This window comes from Brevibacillus sp. FSL K6-0770 (genome assembly GCF_038000275.1).
Classification (GTDB): Bacteria; Bacillota; Bacilli; order Brevibacillales; family Brevibacillaceae; genus Brevibacillus; species Brevibacillus parabrevis.
This window is the reverse complement of record NZ_JBBOBQ010000001.1, coordinates 118,605-135,989: the sequence shown is the minus strand read 5'-3', so window position 1 is coordinate 135,989 and position 17,385 is coordinate 118,605. Positions and strand designations below refer to the sequence as shown.

General features: G+C 50.5%; 16 protein-coding genes. 1 reads left to right on the top strand and 15 read right to left on the bottom strand.

Annotated elements, in window-relative coordinates; translation table 11 throughout:
• Positions 1-15 precede the first annotated feature (15 nt).
• From hpt to NST23_RS00735, 13 genes are all read right to left on the bottom strand, one after another.
• A complete protein-coding gene (gene hpt / locus NST23_RS00795; RefSeq protein ID WP_063230345.1) occupies positions 16-555 on the bottom strand; it encodes a hypoxanthine phosphoribosyltransferase in 540 nt (179 codons plus the stop codon).
• Positions 552-1,979 (bottom strand): tRNA lysidine(34) synthetase TilS, encoded by a 1,428-nt coding sequence (tilS, locus tag NST23_RS00790; protein ID WP_122966015.1) that lies wholly within the window; start codon positions 1,977-1,979, stop codon positions 552-554. Before tilS ends, hpt begins: the two co-directional genes overlap by 4 nt.
• Positions 1,951-2,403, bottom strand: coding sequence for a threonine/serine exporter family protein (locus NST23_RS00785; RefSeq protein WP_063230343.1), 453 nt, complete (start codon positions 2,401-2,403; stop codon positions 1,951-1,953). Before NST23_RS00785 ends, tilS begins: the two co-directional genes overlap by 29 nt.
• 6 nt (positions 2,404-2,409) lie before the next feature.
• Positions 2,410-3,156, bottom strand: coding sequence for a threonine/serine exporter family protein (locus NST23_RS00780; protein ID WP_122966016.1), 747 nt, complete (start codon positions 3,154-3,156; stop codon positions 2,410-2,412).
• A 15-nt stretch (positions 3,157-3,171) separates the two neighbouring features.
• Positions 3,172-4,098, bottom strand: coding sequence for a serine/threonine protein kinase (locus NST23_RS00775; RefSeq protein ID WP_122966017.1), 927 nt, complete (start codon positions 4,096-4,098; stop codon positions 3,172-3,174).
• Positions 4,088-4,849 (bottom strand): vWA domain-containing protein, encoded by a 762-nt coding sequence (locus NST23_RS00770; RefSeq protein ID WP_122966018.1) that lies wholly within the window; start codon positions 4,847-4,849, stop codon positions 4,088-4,090. Before NST23_RS00770 ends, NST23_RS00775 begins: the two co-directional genes overlap by 11 nt.
• Positions 4,850-4,914: 65 nt before the next feature.
• Positions 4,915-7,389: a stage II sporulation protein E gene (spoIIE, locus tag NST23_RS00765; RefSeq protein WP_122966019.1), complete on the bottom strand. Its 2,475-nt coding sequence runs from the start codon at positions 7,387-7,389 to the stop codon at positions 4,915-4,917.
• Between the two features lie 292 nt (positions 7,390-7,681).
• Entirely contained in the window at positions 7,682-8,047 is a 366-nt protein-coding gene (locus NST23_RS00760) for a S1 RNA-binding domain-containing protein (protein WP_063230338.1), read from the bottom strand.
• A gap of 43 nt (positions 8,048-8,090) precedes the next feature.
• On the bottom strand, positions 8,091-8,399 hold the full coding sequence (locus NST23_RS00755) for an FtsB family cell division protein (protein WP_122966020.1): 309 nt from the start codon (positions 8,397-8,399) through the stop codon (positions 8,091-8,093).
• A gap of 17 nt (positions 8,400-8,416) precedes the next feature.
• The gene (yabQ, locus tag NST23_RS00750) at positions 8,417-8,989 is read right to left on the bottom strand and encodes a spore cortex biosynthesis protein YabQ (RefSeq protein WP_063230336.1); all 573 of its coding nucleotides are present in this window, start codon (positions 8,987-8,989) and stop codon (positions 8,417-8,419) included.
• A complete protein-coding gene (gene yabP / locus NST23_RS00745; RefSeq protein ID WP_063230335.1) occupies positions 8,986-9,270 on the bottom strand; it encodes a sporulation protein YabP in 285 nt (94 codons plus the stop codon). Before yabP ends, yabQ begins: the two co-directional genes overlap by 4 nt.
• A gap of 103 nt (positions 9,271-9,373) precedes the next feature.
• Positions 9,374-11,401, bottom strand: a complete 2,028-nt coding sequence (locus NST23_RS00740) for a copper amine oxidase N-terminal domain-containing protein (RefSeq protein WP_340962971.1) — start codon at positions 11,399-11,401, stop codon at positions 9,374-9,376.
• A gap of 158 nt (positions 11,402-11,559) precedes the next feature.
• Positions 11,560-13,365, bottom strand: coding sequence for an SgrR family transcriptional regulator (locus NST23_RS00735; RefSeq protein ID WP_340962969.1), 1,806 nt, complete (start codon positions 13,363-13,365; stop codon positions 11,560-11,562).
• Between the two features lie 103 nt (positions 13,366-13,468).
• Between NST23_RS00735 and NST23_RS00730 the strand changes: the two genes are divergently transcribed.
• Positions 13,469-14,758: an MDR family MFS transporter gene (locus NST23_RS00730; protein WP_122966023.1), complete on the top strand. Its 1,290-nt coding sequence runs from the start codon at positions 13,469-13,471 to the stop codon at positions 14,756-14,758.
• 44 nt (positions 14,759-14,802) lie between these two features.
• Here NST23_RS00730 and NST23_RS00725 read toward each other — a convergent pair whose 3' ends face one another.
• Positions 14,803-16,983: a GDYXXLXY domain-containing protein gene (locus tag NST23_RS00725; RefSeq protein ID WP_340962967.1), complete on the bottom strand. Its 2,181-nt coding sequence runs from the start codon at positions 16,981-16,983 to the stop codon at positions 14,803-14,805.
• Positions 16,984-17,091: 108 nt separating this feature from the next.
• On the bottom strand, positions 17,092-17,385 hold the full coding sequence (locus tag NST23_RS00720) for an RNA-binding S4 domain-containing protein (RefSeq protein ID WP_063230333.1): 294 nt from the start codon (positions 17,383-17,385) through the stop codon (positions 17,092-17,094).

Genomic DNA, 17,385 nt, shown 5'->3' with positions numbered 1-17,385 from the left:
GTCTCCACAACAAAGCTACTTCGTGTAGACTTCAGGTTTCAACACCCCGATATACGGCAAATTACGATAGTGCTCGGCATAGTCCAAGCCGTATCCAACAACAAATTCGTCAGGAATATCGTAACCGCTGTAATCCGGTGAAATATCCACCTTGCGACGCTCTGGCTTGTTGAGAAGTGTGACCACTTTCACAGAGGCAGCTTCGCGATGGCGAAGCAGCTCTACCAGCCGGCTCAATGTCAGTCCGCTATCCATGATGTCTTCTACTACCAGCACGTGTCTGTTTTGCACGGAAGTATCGAGGTCCTTGAGGATTTTCACCATGCCGGATGACTCTGTTCCGCTGCCATAGCTGGAAACCGCCATGAAATCCATTTCGCATGGAATGTTCATGTGACGGATCAGGTCAGCCATGAAAACAACCGCGCCTTTCAGTACGCAAATCACCAACGGATTTTTGCCCTGATATTCGGCAGCCAGTGTTTCGCCCAGCTCCTTTACCTTTCCTGCAATATCTTCTTCTGATAGCAAAATCTTCTCGATGTCTTGATTCATGAAAAAACCTCCCGCCAATCTTCTCCAAACTCAACCCGCACGTGTAGAAAACGCCTGGTCTGTCCATTTACAGGCGCTACGGCGGAACGGCGCACACCTGGTACCAAAATCACCTCATCGCCCGCCGTCAAAAGCGGAAGTTTGTCCCGCCATGCTCGCGGAAATTTGGCATCAATTAGTAGATCCTTCAGCTTCTTTCCAGTTGCAGAGCCAAACAGGGTGAGACGATCTCCTGATCTCCGGTTGCGCAAATAAAGCGCTCCCGGGAGCTGATCGGCGTCGAAAACCGCTTCATTTTCAGGGAGTCGTCCCCAATCCATGGGACTTTCAAGGTATGAAATATGTACCGTGGCATTGCTCTCGTCGATCCGGGTCACCCCTGGAACTGCGAGTTCGTAACTATAGGTATGTATGCTGTCTTGCCGCTTTCTACGACTAAAAAGGATTCGTCCGTACATCCGGCTTACGACCAGTTTGTCGGGCAAATGAACTTCCGCAGAAGGGCGACTTCCCCCTAGCATGTGCAAAACGGTCTCCACATGCTGCGAAGACCATTCGGTATGTTTTGAGAGATAACTTAATATTAGAGTAATCATTCTCCTTTGTAAAGCAACGTCACAAGTTTGAAACTTGTCTTTGTCAATGACAAATGCTTCCTGTTTCTTTTCGATCACAGCCTCGTCCAGACGCTCGCGAGCCAGCCTGGTCAAAAACGCCTCATCCTGCGAAACCGCGCCTGCCAAATCAAGAATATGCTCGCGGTACTTCTCGTTTACCTGAGCCAAGAGCGGCATCACATCCAGACGCAGCAAATTGCGCTTGTACTTGCGCGAACGATTGCTGCTGTCCTCTCGTGGAGCAAGACCATTTTCCTGGCAATAGGCTTCCAGTTCCTGACGCGTTTTATGCAACAGCGGACGCACCAGTTCAATCCCAGTATCTTCCAGCATGCGACGCTGCGGCATGCCAGCCAGTCCTTGCAACCTGCTGCCGCGCACGAGACGGAACAAAATCGTCTCCACCTGGTCATCGGCATGATGCGCCAACGCCAGCTTGGTTGCCTGATGAGCAATGCCTACTTCGCGATAAAAGCGGTAGCGAAGCTCGCGGCTTGCCTCCTGGCCTCCCTTCCCCGTCTTTTTCATATAGGAAGGGACATCGTACTCAAACAGGTGAAAAGACACGCCAAGCTCGCTGCACAACGCTTCTGCGTACTGTGCATCCAGCCTGGCCTCCTCTCCGCGGAAGCCGTGATTCAAATGAACGGCATGCAGCTTCCAGCCGTATTGATAGTGTTGATTTAGAGAAGCCAATATATGCAAAAGAGCTGTAGAATCATTGCCGCCGGAAATTCCGACGACAACCGTTTCTCCGGGGAGAAGGAGCCTTAGAGCCTCAATCTCGTTGCGTACGCTTTCCAGCATAACGGGCTCCTTTCCAAATCGTCACGACGGAAATACCAAAAATAAGTCCGGATGCAATCGCCCCAGCCACCATCAACGTCTTGGTAGCCAGCGTGATCCCCTCCACGTAGTTGTTGTTCACGAAAGCCAGCATGGATTTGTAGGCCAACGAACCGGGAACGAGCGGAATAATGCCCGCGACGCTAAAGTTGGTCGAGGGAACACGGAGCAAAATCGATAAAAACTGGCTGAGCAACGAGACGATCGCTGCGGAAACAAATGTCGACAGCAGCACTTCCGCCCCCCAGATCGGCAAAAGCGAAAACACGCAAAATCCGACCATCCCGGCCAAGCCACCGGCCAAAATCGTGCGAACCGGGACGTTAAACAGCACGCACCACGCCATTGATGAGAAGAAGCTCAGCGCCAAACCTTGAACAAACATACTTACTCACCTCAACCAGAGAATAATCGCTGTGGCTACCGCTACGGAGACGGCCGTCAACATGGCCTCGACTCCCCGGGAAACACCCGCAACCAGATCACCTGCCAACAAATCCCGCAGCGAGTTGGTGATCGCAATCCCTGGGAACAATGGAAGCATGGCACCGATAATGATGATGCTAATGTGCAGCTGTGGGAAAAGGGCTACAGCCAGCAAGGCAAACAGCCCGCCCAGCAAAGCAGCCGTAAATTCGGTAAAAAACTTCATTCGAACAAACTGTTCCAAATATTCGAGGCTCAGATTGACGATCAGTCCAGCCAGCGCCGACGGGACGAGATCAAACCATGTACCTCCGGCAAGCATGGCAAAGGAGCCGCTGGCGATGGCTGCTGCCATATGCTGCATCCACTTCGGATAAATCGGCTTTTCCTGGTCGATTTCACGCAGCCTTCGATACGCTTGCTCCAAGGTGATCTTCCCGCTGACAAAGCGCCGGGATACGTCGTTTACAAGTGTGATTTTATTCAAATTGGTGGTTCGCTTTGGCGTTCGGACCATGCGGGTATGATCCAGCCCGCTACACCGAAAAGACAAAATGATGCTCGTAGGTGTAGCCGAGCTGTTGACGTCATCCATCCCCGCAGCCACGGCAATCAAAGCCATCGTCTCTTCCGTCCTGTATGTTTCACCACCATTTTTCAATATGATTGAGCCTGCCAACAAGCAAGTATCCATCACCAAATCCGAGGACACAAACCGTCACATCCTTCACATGAACCATGCATAATACAAAGTTCCAGCCAATAGCAGCAAAGAGGCGACAAACAAGCCGCTTATGCCTCCCCCGACTTTGCCTGGCTTCGGCGCCTTTTTTCGCGGCTGCGCGACAGTGCGCTCCCGCAGGACTGTCAAAAGCTCCGCTCTCATCTCGCCCGCCGAGGCAAACTTCCCGTGAAAAGCCTTTAACAAAGGCACTCGGTAAGGGTACAGGCTGTCACTTTTCCGTATTATATCACAGAGCAAACCCGTATGACGCGGTTCACTAAGGCTGCTTTTCCACAACTCTTTTCCAACGGTCAAACGCACCATGATCACAGCTGCACAGAACAAGTCGTAGCCTGTGTCGGCCTTTCGATCGCCAGCATGCCAAAAGGCGCGATCGTACTCTTCCGTGAATTGGCGAACGGCACTTCCTTGCTTGGTAACACCGCCAAAATCAATCAGCCGGACGGTTTTGTCCGTCTGGCTCACCATGATGTTCTCCGGTTTCAAATCACCGAACGTGTAGCCGTGCTTGTGCAGCACATCGAGCCGGGCTAACAGCTGCACGATCAGGACAGGCACCCATTCCGTCCCTGCCTGCTGGATATAGCGATCCAGCTGTTCGCCCTCCAGGTACTCCATGGCATAAAACGTACACGCTTTTCCGTTGACGACCAGGTCGTCCACATCACAGAGGAGCGGTCCCACTTTGGAATCCCGCCCCTGTTGTACGCTTTTCAACACGTTCACTTCCATTAAAATGTCCATACCTTCCACGCCTACCTTGACAGCACGGCGCACACCGTCCTGGGAGACGAGGTAAACGGTTCCGTTCGCACCACGCCCCAACTCCCGCAGAACGTGGTACGACTTCCGATTCCACTTGCCCTGAAAATACTTGGGCAGATCTGGAGTAGCTGCCTTAGAAGACATGGTCGCGCAGACTTCCGTTCATGTCGTCGTTTTCTTCTTCGTCTGTATAGCGATCTTTCAGCGTGCTTGGGAGTTTATCCTGCTCAAACAAAGCAATCGCTTCAACGATCGCAGGCCCGGTCGGCGTAATGCCGCTCATTGCCAGATCACTGGTCAACTGATGAGCCTGCTGTACTTTTTCTGTCCAAGGAATGCGTATATCCAAATGCTTTTGTTTCCCAGGAAATGAGCCGACAGCCATTCTGCTTTGTCCACTTCGGGAGTGCAAGCTAATGCTAAAATCGTGGATCGCTTGCTGAACGGCAGACAGTTTTGGCTTCATACTGCCGGATGTATCGACAAGCATCACGACATTCAGACTGCTTTTTTCGCCCAGATCGTCGACCATGCCTGCTACTTGAACGCGTTTGTCCGGGGCCAGTTCATCTATTCCGGAATCGCCCAAAATCTCTTTCAATTCTTTATTGACCACTTGATGGATGGTTCTTGTCATCGCCTTGCGCGTCAACATTTGGACTGTTTGCGCCAATTGCTGCGGATAGACGATATCGCAAAGCCCTCCTCCCGCCTCGGCGATATCGCGGATTTCCCGCTCCCCTTTTTCGCCAAGCTCGCTTTTGTCAATGACTCCGATCACGTTGACCGTGATTCCTTGCTCACGCGCCAGTGCTGCTGCGGCAACCGGGCTTATTCCCGAATTGGAGCAGCCGTCTGTTACTACGAGAATTTGACGAAGTGTCGCTTCTTTCACAAATAATCTCCCCATTCAGCCTGTTTTAGCAACAGTATCGCCGCGCTGATGGGAAAACATACTCCCTAGCTTACAATCCGCGGCCGTTCCAGCTTCTCCATCCCGTGTACCTGGATCGCTGACCATTGCGGAACGAACCGATCAATCCGCGCCACGAGTACCGTCATGTCATCCACGATTTTCCCGGAATGCTGACGAATGACTTTTTCCAGGAGCAGGTCGGCTACTTCTTGCGGATCATCTGTTTCCAGCTCGCTGATGATTCGCTTCATCCACGCCTGCCTGTTTTCGATATGGCGGGGAGCCTCGTAGATGCCATCGGACATCATGACCAAAAGATCGCCTGGCTTGAGCATTCTCGACACGACATCGACCTCGATTTCTTCCAAAATGCCCACGGGCAAGTTGTTGGCTGTAATCGTGATGACGTCGTTTTTTCGTTTGACGAAGCTCGGTGTCGAACCGATTTTGATAAACCGGGTATGCGCCGTCTGCAAGTCAATCAACGCCAGATCAACGGTGGCGAACATTTCATCTGTAGAGCGCAAGGCCAGGATAGAATTGACGGTCTTGATCGAAATTTTTTCGTCCATGCCGGAGCGAAGCAGTTGCTGGAGCATGTCGAGGGCAGACTGGCTTTCCAGAAAAGCCCGTTCCCCATTGCCCATGCCGTCGCTGATCGCCAGCGCCATTTTGCCATTGCCCAAATCCATCGTGCGGAAGCTGTCTCCAGACAAGAGCTTGCCATCTTTCGCTGCGCCAGCGACGCCGATTTCGATTTCAAACGTTTTGGCGGAGGCAAGGCACATCGTGCAAGAGCCGTCTTTTTGCGCTTCGCATTGACGCTCGCGAACCACGATGTTCTCGCCCAAAATTTCCGTCAGCATCGGAGCGACGATTTTCCCGCATTCATCATGTCCAAAGCAAGTCGGCTGACTGATTTCGATATCGACCTTGCCTTCTTCCAGGCTGTGAATTTCGACCCGGCGAACCGATAGCCCCAATCCTTCCAGCGCTTTGGAAACTTGCTTTTCCTGAAAAGACAGCTCCATGCCTTCCCGCTGAATTTCGCGGGCAAAATCGCTCATGACCCGGGAAACTCCCGACAGTTGGTCAGCTACCAACTTGCGGCTCTCCTTCACCTGTTTTTTCAACTGGTCAAAAGCTTGCTGACGGTCGTACTCTTGTTCCATGACCGTCATCACCTTTTCTGTCTTGACGCACTTTCGCTCCCAGTCGCGTGGCGGAGTGACACCCGCGAGCGTGCCATTTTCGTACACTTTTTCCATCAGGTAGCGCATGCCTTGATACGTAGCTTGCGTGTCCTTTTCCCAGCATTGTTCTTTTTTCCAGCACTTTTGGCACGTAAATTCGGACACCCGGCTGAGAAAGGCATCGGCTTGTTCCTCGATCTCCTCCTGATCTGCGGTTTGGGCAAAGCTGCGGGACAATTGGGTAAACAAATCGGAGAACTGTTGAATTTTGCCCGCCGTCACATCGCGGACTCTGCGCATATATTCCTGATGAGATTGCAAATTTTCGGGGGTACCCGGAATAAATCTGGCTACTTTTTTCCAAAGTACAGCAGGGGTGAGAATGAAGCAGACAATCGCCAGAGAAGTTTCAATCAAGGAGTAGTAAAGCGTCTCTTCCGCCCCGCCGTAAATAGCCAGGATCGCTGTTCCGATCAGCAGACCTGCGGAAACGCCTACTTTTCCGCCTTCTTTCAGCAGTCCTGCCAAAAGACCTGAAAAGGCCAGCAAATTGATTTGCAGAAGGGCACTTACATTTGCCAAACTGAGGATAAGACCAGTTACGACGCCAACCGCTGCACCAACGGTTCCACCGCCGACGAAGGCGAAGACGAGCAGCAAATAGCGAGAGAGTACGTGTTCCATCGAGATGCCTTCGACCATCCAGTCCACTGTACCTGTCATCACAGAGGCGAGCAGGATGACGAGCGACACGATTTCCTCGTTTTTCAGCGGCTCATAGGGCTTGGCCAAATGAATGATCGAAAGCGACTGGATGAAGATGAGCGTTAGCACGAAGCCGAGTACAGCTTCTACAGCCACCATGATCAGCTCGTACGTATTTACCTGATTGGTAAGCACCGCGTACAAGAGCCGACTGACAAAGATCGTGACGACCACGAGCAGCGGAGTGCGCGAAAAGTCTTTGCGCCGCAGCCGCTCCATCATTTTGCATGTAAACAGAGCGAGGACGATGCTGAGGATCGTCTGTAGCCCGATCGGCACCGATTGGGTAAAAGCCCCGAGAATCAGCGCCAATCCGGTAACGAGCAGGCAGTCTCTGCGAATATAGAACATGACGATAAAATACGGTATAGCAAAAGGCGTCAGCTCTTCCAAGATCAAGGCCCGCCCGAGCAAAAACCCCATCAAAAGTGGAAGCACATTCCATCTGCGTACGGCATCAGCGACTTTGTCTCCCCATGTTCGTGCGGTCGTATCCATTCGTTCTGACACTTGGCGCGCCCATGCTTGCCCAGCTTGGGTCACATTTTTGTTTGCGATCATTTTAGCTCCACCCCGTTCTTGTTCAATGTGTTTCTCCATTATACGGAGGTGGTATTGTAAAATTTGTCAAAAAACCAGCGAATATTCACAGAATCGTGCGACAAATAAACCTGCGAATTTGGACAAAAAAAACCGACGTTATGGCGGATAACGTCGGCTGACAGGTGATTCGCGCTTTGCGAAACGGGCTTACGATACCTTATTCGTCACTACTTCAAAATGACCTTCCTCTTTTTTCTGTCAAACTGTGCTTTTAACAAAGAAAGAAAAGTCATAATTTTCCGATCAATATTCACCGGCCACGTCCCTTTTTATCTCCGCTCTTTTTCAGAGAGGACTGGCGGTCTTCGCTTTCTTTGAGGAAGCGATTGAGCTTATCTTCAAAGCCTTCTGTGCGTTCCCGCTGTTGGCGGGGCTGGCGCTCTTTTTCCTGCGCCTTTTTGATAGACAGCCCGATCTTGCCTTCCTTCACACTGAGGACTTTTACCGTTACGATATCGCCGATTTTCAAAAATTGGTGAATATCTTTCACATATACGTCGGCAACTTCACTGATATGCACCAGTCCGGTCACATTTCCAGGCAACTCTACAAACGCGCCAAATTTCGTGATGCCAGTGACTTTTCCTTCCAGTTTGCTCCCGATCTCGACTCCCATGTACGTGGAAAGCCTCCCTCTCCTAGAAGATCACACTGTGAGCTTATTCCGGAATCACGTAAATGCTCTCGCCCTGCTTGGTGTAGTAAATTCGTTTGCGCGCCAGCTCGGCCAAATATTCCTGGTCGTTCAAGCGGCTTGCCTCATACGTCAGTTCCTCTTCCTTTTGCTTCAAGACAACCGATTCCTGCTTGAGTGCTTCCAGTTCGCTGCTCTTTTCAGCCAACACTCCGCTCTGCAAGTAGAGTGTATAGCCAGTCCAGACGAAAAAGCACAGGATAAAAAAGAAAAAGAGCCGCATTCTTCGTCTTTGTCCTTTTCGATTGGTTGGAGAGGTCGTTGCCTGTTTCATCATTTCGCCACCTCGGATTACTCCCGCTTTCTCTTTGAGTGAAACCAATTCTTCCAATTGGTCCAGATTCCTGTTGTTTTTCCGAACATTTTTTTCCCCAAATGTTGACCCCATTTGGCAAAAGGAGAGGTGACAAAACGTGTCACTTTCCACAAAAAGCCGAGGATCATGAGCAACATGGAATAAAAAAATGCCAGCACCATCAGGATCACTCGGTAAATAAAGAGCACGGGACGTACAACCAGGGTATCAATAATTTGTATGACCGTTCGGTATAACCACTGACAAAATTTTATCATGCGGTTTAAAAAAAGGATATACTTCTTACTTCCTAATAAAAAATACAGCCACGCACCGAAAATCATTCCAAAAAAGATGGGAAAACGAATTATCCCGTCGTTTACTTTTACTAAAATCCAGAAAACGGCTCCCATACTGCCAACCCAAAACAGGACATCAAAGAAGAAGACCAGCCAGAGCGGCATCCTGCTCTTCCCTTTGAACACATGATACGTATCAAATCCCATTCCCATAAGAGCCCCGCACGTCGACATGGCCAAAACCGTCTGCAACTGAAGGATGATGTTCACTTGAACAATTTGCCGAAGAATCCTCTCGACCGATCTCCGGCCTGACCTTGTTCCAGATACGCCATTTCGTGAACCAGGCCCTCGATCGCCACTTCTCCGGTTTCCAGACTCAAATTTTTCATATGCAGGTTTTGGCCTCGTATGGTTAAAAAGCCGCCGTCCGTTTCCAAGAGGAATTCTTCACTGTCAAAGCTTTCGACGTTTTTTACTCCCGAAATCGCCAAACTGCGTCGATTGATCATCACGATTTCGTGGCGCGGCCGCTTCGTGTGGTCGTTCATGATTACTCCCCCCTAACGTACCCTTCTTGTACCATCGTATGGAGGGGGATGTCCTTTTAGAACAAAAAAACCCCGCTGACCTGCGGGGTTGCTTTTGCCACTCTTATTTGTACACGGTATAGTTGCCGTTCACATAAATGATTTTGTAGCCGGTACGATCGGCAATCGTCTTGAGCGGCAAGGTAGGAATGTTGTTTTTCAACTGAACCGCTGCCGGCAAGGTAACGTTTTGTCCGTTGACGTTCACGATGTTGGAGCCGACCTTGAACTGCATCACCGTGTTGCCGCTGACAACTTTTGCTGTCGTTTTCGTGTAGCTGACCGAGAAGCCGAGAGCATCGCGGAAAAATGTAGTCGGCATGAGCGTGTTGCCGTTTACTGTATACGGAGCAACGGCCAGTTTTGTCGTTTTGCCTGCTTTCGTGAAGGTCGCGACGTTCGCCTTGAAGCTCACACCGTTCAGAGCCACTACATTGGCAGGACGGGCGAACAGCAAGCCCTTCTCTTCAGAGGTATAGACGCCGATGCTGTAGACGCCCGGCGTACCCGGATTTACAATCCCCGCCGATTCAGCCACGTTGACTTGCACCGCAGCACGCGCCGGGATGTCTGTGGAAGGCACGATGATCAGATTTTGTCCGCGCGCGCCTACGTAATTGGCTGCCACGCCGTTCACGGTTACTGTATTTGTTGGCACATAAGCTGGCACCTTGAAGCCGACAGGAAGAACCACTTCAATAAAGCCCTGGTTGCGGACAATCGGAGCGCCCAGTGCTTTGATGCCAATCTGCAATCCGGCCGGAGTCGATGCGGTAGCTCTGGTAAGCCCGATCGTAGCCTGCGTGTTGTCTACAGGAACAGGGGCAACTACGCCGCTAATTTGAAAATCTTTGGACTTGTATGTTTTGTTATCGACTTTTGCCGTAATCGTGTAGCTCCCTGCGGATTTCGGGTTGACCAGATAGCCGTCGTACGCGAATTTGACACTCAGGCGATTCGAGCTGGAAAAGCCGCTGGGCGTGCGAAATGACACCTTGTTCCCGTTCACGCTAAGTCCCGTCACCTGATCGCCGTTGACGGTCACATTGGAGCTGGAGAGAACAGGCGGCACCATTCCCCACTCAGGGAACTCGACCTGAATATCTGAATTGCTGTACAGCTTGCTGGACAAATCGAAATCAAGCGTATAGCTGCTTCTCGCTCCCACGGAGCTATCAGACAAGGAAACTGAGAAAGGCGTGCTGCTGGCGCCTGAGATTTCCACGTCCTTGGATTTGTACTTTTTACTGTCGTACTCCAATGTGTAATAGTAGGACTTGCCAGGATCGGACGGATTCACAATGCCTGCCGATGAGCTGAACTCCAGTTTGATATAGTTGTCTCCGTCAGCACCGCTCGGCACTTCGATTCGCACGGTATCGCTGTCGATTATCGTCACGTAATCAGCCTTGTAACCGTTGACCTTTACATCGGACTTGCTGATGCTTTTCGGCAGCATGTCTCTCGTTGGGAAGTCTACATAAATGTATTTGCCCTCTTTGAGCTTGCTTTTGGAAGCCAGAGTGAATTTGCCGAGCGTCAGCGAAATGCTTTCTTCTGCATTTTTGTTGCTGTGAGAAGCTTCGAAATCCCCTTTGCTGCTACTGCTGCTGGAAGAGGACTTGCCAATCGAGATTTTTTTGCTTTTATAGGTACTTTCGCTGCTTGTTTTGACCTCTATGGAATAGCTGCCCTTATCATCGGGGTTGGTGATGTTATCGATTTCCACAGTCACTACGGAGCCTTTTTTAATGCGATCCCCGATTTCGATTTCCACCACGTTTTTACTTACAGATACGCTGTCAATCGTAACCTTGTCGCCGTCATCCTTAACCGAAACGTCGGATTTTTTCAGCTTTTTGTCTACGGAATAGTCAGAAGGGAACCGAACGTAGATCGTGTCGCCTGATTTCAGTTCCTTGTCGATTTCAAACTCAATCGTATATTCCGTTTCTTCTTCCGCACCTGTATCATCTGCTGAAACCTCTTCGATGGAAAGAGCTTGAGCAGCTTTTGGCTCCATCACAAACGGACTTGTTAGCACCGTAGTCGCCAGCAGGACAGAGATCCCTTTCTTCGCGCTTTTGTTCAACGGTAACGCCTCCTTCTCCTCTGAAAAACTTCCCCGAACGGGGTGGCGATTCGCTCGCCGTTTTTCCAATATGGATGTGACCGCAAGCGGCCTGCAGCACAAAATCAAACCCTGCGCTGCAATTCCTTCTATGATAGGAAAAGTAAGGCAAGAAAGGGTTACAGACTGGTAACGAATGACTTAACCCACAGTTTTGAAAAATCAATCCAGCCAAAAGAATCCAGCGTGATCCCTTGCAGAGCCGGATGATAGCGGTCAATGCGCCTTGCATGGTGAATAAATAAAATCCACAACTCATCTCTCAGCATGTCCTCGATGCGTGCCAAAGCTTCCAGGCGCTCCTCCTGCTGTTCCAAACCGAACACCCCAGCCAATTGCCTGTTCACAATCTCCCGCTTTTTGTCATCGAGGAAACGATACACCATCGTGCATTTATTTTTGTAGATTTCAATCAAGCCCAGCTCAATATCGCGTTGCAGCACTTCTCCCATCATGCACATATCCGCGTGTTTTTCAGCAAAGTCGGACAACGTCTCGGCTTTCGTCGCGCTCCTCGCTTCAAGCCGGATACCGATTTGCTCACATCTTTGCCGCAGCCATTCCGCCTCCTCGCCATATTGTTTTCCTTCCCCGTACAAAAGAACAACCGCCTCTCCCTGGTAGGCGCTTTTTTGCAAACAAGCTGCCGCCTCTTCTATCGTTGATGATTGAAAAGTCATTTGCTGGCTTCTCGACGGGAGGAAGCTGCCTGCGGGAGATCGGTTTTGTGTTCTCAGCTTTTCGATCATCTGAACGGGATCGAGCAGATGCTTGATCGCCTGCCGAAAATAGAAGTCATGCTGAATGCCTGGTTTGTTAAAGTTGAAGCTCAAGTAATAACAACCGATCTCTTGAAACTCGATGTTGTTGCCGCCATCGCCATCGCCTTGCAAAACTGTTGAGGACGACACTGTCTGCTCTGTCTGCTCCGGCAACTGGTACCGCATCTTCGTCTGTTCCGCGCCCGATACCCGCCAAATTTCTACCCGATCCAATATCGCTCTCTCCCGGTAATAGTCTTCGAAAGCGCCAAGCACCAGCTTGTCCTCGGTAAATTCCAGCATGCGAAACGGCCCCGTTCCTACTATCGCACGCTCGGAAAACGGCACATCATGCGGCAAAACCGACAGTGCGATAGACGCGGCATAATGCAGGAAAAACCCGTTCGGCTCCCGCAAATGAAAGATGACCGTGCAATCGTCAGGGTGCTCGATGCTCACGATGTCCTCGACCTGCCAGCGATAAGGCGAGTCGAGGTCGACGAGGCGCTGAATCGTATAGGCGACATCTTTTCCCGTAAGCACGCGCCCATGGTGAAACCGCACGCCTTTGCGCAAATAAAACGTCCAGGTCCGCTTCTCCTGATCGCTTTCCCAGGCGTAGGCTAGTTGAGGCTGAAAGGACTGGGAAGCAGGATTGAAAATAATGAGTGTATGGCAAATTTGTTGAATAAAGTGACTCTCCGCCGATACAGCAACAAATGCCGGATCAAGAGTTGAAAGCACGCGCTCCCGCGGAATGCGTAGAACATCCTGGCGTCTGCTCTCGCCTTCCTCTGCGACAAAGCCAAATTGAGCGTCCCACACTTCCTGCAAGCAGCGCCGGACATTTACGGGCAAGCTTTTATGCTGTAAAAGCTCCACCGCCTCCCGAACGTTTCCTTGTGAAAGCAGCTCGTGAAAGGAATCGGTCAAAAACTGGCTGACATCGCAAAGAATCGTCAGCGTAGAATGGTTGCCTCTGCCCACGCCCGGCTGCCATCTCAGCAGCCCTTCCCTCTCCCATTTGCGTAAAATCAGTTTCACATTGCGCGGTGTGCAACAAAGCAGCTCCGCTAATTCCGTAATTCCAACCGTCAGCTCTGCCCCCGGCTCCCAAGCGGAAAAACCGAGCAACATTTGCGTAAAGTGTTCATGACTTTTCATGTTCATCCATCCTAAAAGGTGAAATCATTACTGCGATCTTACTCTTTTTCTTCTCCTTTTAACAGCTACAATTTAGTCAAGAAAAAGGAGAGGTGGTCTGCACATGAGTTTGTTTGAACTACACCCGAATATCCGCATTCGCATCGTGACTTCCTTTCTGACGAAACTGGTTGGAAATATGATTTTCCCGTTCATGGCCATCTACTTTTCTGCCAAAATGGGGTTGGCTTTGACAGGGTTTTTGTTAAGTCTGACGTTGCTCACTCAGATTTTGCTCGGTTTTTACGGGGGCTATCTGGCTGATCGCTGGGGCAGAAAAAAAGTAATGGTATACGGTCAATCGGTCCAATGTGCCGCTTTCCTGATCATGACGCTTGCCAATTCACCGTGGCTCGATTCCGCTTGGCTCACTTTTGCCATGATGCTCTTGCAAAGCGCGAGCAATGGGCTGATTAGTCCAGCAGCCGATGCGATGCTGATTGATGTGAGCACCGCGGAAAATCGCACCTTCATGTACAGCATCAATTACTGGGCTTCCAACTTGTCGATTGCAATCGGCTCCGTTCTCGGCGGACTGCTGTTTGCCACGCACCGCTTCGAGCTGTTTATTGCCCTAACCTTGGTCAGTTTGTTCACGCTCTACATGATGTCTGTGCGCATGCAGGAATCGTATTTTCCGCAAAAAGACAGGGCGCAACGAACTCCTTTTGCAGGCGCAAACGTTCTCGTGGATGTCATAAAAAGCTACAGGCAGGTAATAACGGATCGTCGCTTTTTGCTGTACTCGCTGGGAGGTCTGTTTATCTTTTCCCTGGAGTTCCAGACTGCGAACTACGTCGCTGTAAGGCTATCCCACGAGTTCCCGTCCCAAAGCATCTCGCTTTTCGATTGGTTTGCCGTTGAACTGACTGGTCTGAAAATGTTCAGTCTCATTCAGTTGGAAAATACGCTCCTGGTGGTCTTGCTCTCCCTCTTTATCACGAGGCTGATCCGCCATGCGCGAGAAGCTTCTGCCATGTACGTTGGCGGGCTGTTGTACATCGTCGGCTATACGGTAATCCTGTACAGCAATTCCCTTTTCCTGCTGATGGCGGCTATGCTAATCGCCACTTGGGGCGAGCTGATTCACATTCCGACCAGGCAAACCTTTCTCGCCCGGATTGTCCGCGATGACGCCCGCAGTTCCTACATGGCAGTGAACGGCCTTGTGTTTCAGGGCGCCAGAATCATCGGAACAGCGGGAATTACGCTGGGGGCTATTTTCCCTTCCTATCTGATGGCGCTGCTGTTTTTCCTGCTCGGGGTTACGGGCATGTTGATCGTCCGCCATGTCGTATCGCAACTGGAGCAGACTCATGTCCCGATGACCCATGCAAAAGAAGCTGCCCGATAATGCTCGGACAGCTTCTTGCTGTTTCTTTTCAAGATGCTTCATCTTTATTCCGACGACAGGCTCTCCAGCAAGGCATCGCCCTTGGCTCCGACTCTGATCGTCGCAAACTTTGCATTTTCCTGTACTTCCAAGCCTGTTCCTTCAGGGACAAAATAGCTCTCGATTCCGTACTCAACCTGGCCCCATCCGACTGTTTTCCCATTGATGACGACATCGGACGGATCAGCCGTATAAGGCTTGTTCCAGACGCCTGCTTTTTCATAGTAGCCACTGTAGCCGTACACATTCTGTTCTTGCTTCCGTAATACGACACGGACTTTTTCCCCGGAAGGAAGCTCCTCGTCTGCAAGTGTCGATATGTCGTAGTTCAATCTCACATAATCGCCTTGCAACAGCGAGCGTGGGTCGACTGGCGCCAGCTTCAGCTTGACGGAGGTTCCTTGGGACAAAATCGTCTCGCTGCTGTACACCTGGTAGCCTGCCAAAACAAGTTGAAGCAGCATAATCATCAGCAAAATTAGCGGCCGCTTCGCAAAGACTGGCGACATTATCGGCGTGTCTGACTGTACGCGCCGCTCCAGCCAATAGCTGACGAGGAAAAAGACGATGCTCAAAAGCAGCAGACTCAACGATTTATGCAGCAAGCTCCACAACAGGTCGTAATACTTCATCAGCAAAAAGGCAAACCAGAAGGCGAGAACGATGCCGAAAGCGCTTTTGCTCTTCCTGTGCAAGGTCTGATAAAGCAAATAAGTCGTGAAGACAAAGAACCCGGCTTGAATCAGCAAATTCACGGCAAATGATTCAAAATGAAGCTCGGTCAACGCAAGCAAAGACAGCAAGCCGTAGACGAGGGAGCTGTTTCGCAAGACGGTGGGCAGGCTCCGGACGTAATACATCCCCATTTGGAACACAAACAGGATCAAAAGCACCGTCGTATCCTGCATGAACATGTTGTTCGTAAGCTTGAAATAGAGCACGAGCAGAAAGGCGAGTTGGGTCAAAAGCCGCGCGGGAATGCCAGCTACCGCCTTCCACACGTAGAGCAGAACGGCGAGGAAGACCACCCAATAATAACCTTCCAAAAACAGCGAAGAGCCGATTCCGAGCAAATAGCCTATCGTAAGCAATGTATAACGAACCGTTGCATTCATTTTCGGAAGCAACAAAGCCGGGGCAAGAAACCCGAGCAGTGACAGGAAAAAGATAAAATACAGCACCGATTCGTCATCGAATACAAGAACGAGCAGCCCGGTCAGCGAAATGGCTCCAATGAATGCGGCAATCGTCGTTACCAGCACCGTAAATGCTTCCTGGAAAAATTGCACCCACTTGCTTTTTTGGTGCGCCGATTCCTTGCGCAGCCAGTTGATGCCCACGACCGCCCCCCAGACAAGACCCGCGGCCGCCAACAGCGCCACGAGGAAAAAGCCCTCAGAGTAATACTCAAGCATATACCAGAAAAACTTCGCGAGCAGGAACAAAGACAGCATGGAAGCTGTCGCAATCAGCAGTCCGCGGTTGGGCAGCCATTTCAAAAAGGTTACGAACAGGACGGCTCCGACCAAAAGATACAGAATTTCAGGCAATGCATCGTATACTTCGACAAACGATGAGATGAACAAGCTGACGGAAAAGACGAGAAAGGACAAATAATAGATCGGTTGAGACGGCAGCTTTCGCGTCGACGTCAGCCAGAAAAGCACCATATTGCCAAGTGCGACCAACCAGAAAATCATGTACCACCATTCGCTCTCGCGCGATACGTGAACGACTGTCGGTTCGAGGAAAAAGATCAGGGCCAGATGCGCCAAAACATAGCTGATCACGTAAAAAGGCTGGTAGCGCGTAAAAATCGCGAAGAGCAGGTTAGGAATCAGCCAGACGACAAACAGCATGTAGCTATCGGCGTGAGAGTTGTAAATCTGCCCTAAAAGAGCGACACAAAGCCCAAATGCCAAACCTCCGGCAACCAGCAGCCAATTGCTGAGGAAAGCATGACGTTTCAACAACACGGACGTGACATAGGATGAGAGATAAAAAAGAACCAATACAGTGACACTGACACCTATTTTCTCCCATCTGTCCAGCATCGGCCAGTTGGAGGCGAAAAAGTAAAACAGGGCTGAAAGCAAAAGTGAAATGGCCAAGAAGTACCCCGTCTGAACTCCCCTTTGTTCCATCTGCACCACCATCCCTTCTGATTTGCTTTCATGTATTTCCATTATATCCTTCTTTTGCAGAAAAAACGTCCTGCGGTTTTGTGCCACCAGCAGCCTTGTCAAAATAAAAAGACTGCCGTAATGGCAGTCCAAGTTGCAATCCTGGGCACGTTACCCTTTCAAGTAAGCGTCCTCTTCTTTTTCGTCACGTGGCACGGGAACTTCACCAATGACTGTATAGAGCGAAGCTGCTTCTTCTTTTCGCGGATTTTCCTTGATGTCTTCTACTTTTACGGAAACGATCTTTTGTCCGAAACGGATCGCCAGCTTGTCGCCAATTTTCACGTTGCTGGATGCTTTGGCCGGACGATCGTTGATTTCTACCCGAGCTTTGTCGCACACTTCTTTTGCCAGCGTACGGCGCTTGATCAGGCGGGATACTTTCAAATACTTATCCAGTCTCAT